The organism is Burkholderia territorii (genome assembly GCF_902833055.1).
Taxonomy (GTDB): Bacteria; Pseudomonadota; Gammaproteobacteria; order Burkholderiales; family Burkholderiaceae; genus Burkholderia; species Burkholderia territorii.
The window spans coordinates 1-544 of sequence record NZ_CADFEJ010000093.1 but is presented as its reverse complement, the minus strand read 5'-3'; the positions used below and the strand labels follow the sequence as shown (position 1 = coordinate 544).

General features: G+C 60.3%; 1 tRNA gene and 1 pseudogene. Both read left to right on the top strand.

Features of this window, described 5'->3' with window-relative positions:
• Positions 1-180, top strand: a pseudogene (locus HW466_RS31165) (serine--tRNA ligase); the annotation flags it as partial.
• Positions 181-340: 160 nt separating this feature from the next.
• A tRNA-Ser gene (locus HW466_RS31160) sits at positions 341-431 on the top strand.
• Positions 432-544 lie beyond the last annotated feature (113 nt).

Below are 544 nucleotides of genomic sequence, written 5' to 3'. Positions count from 1 at the left end.
GCGCAAGGCAAGCCCGAACTCGTGCACACGCTGAACGGCTCGGGCCTCGCGGTCGGACGCACGCTGGTGGCCGTGCTCGAGAACTACCAGAACGCCGATGGTTCGGTGACGGTGCCCGTCGTGCCTCATCCGTACCTGGGTGGCCTGGAGAAGATCGAGCTGCCGGGCTCGGCGGCCTGAGCTCGCGAATCGGATGCCGCTGCGTGAGGAAATCGCGCGCGGCATCCTCGTCAGTCCGGTCGAGAATTTTTTTGCGAAAAGGGCTTGGAAAGACAGAAAGAGTTGTTCTATAATCCTTGCTTCGCCGGGACGAGACCTACAGAACGGCGGGGCAGTAGAAGGAAAGGTGGCAGAGAGGTCGAATGCGCCGGACTCGAAATCAGGTGTACGGTTATACCGTACCGTGGGTTCGAATCCCACCCTTTCCGCCAGAATGCAAACCCCTCGAAGCTGAAAAGCTCGAGGGGTTTTTTATTTGCCGCGCGGGTTTCTCCGGCCGGCGCGCGAGTCGCGATTCGTTCCCTCCGCGGAACTCGAAAAACTA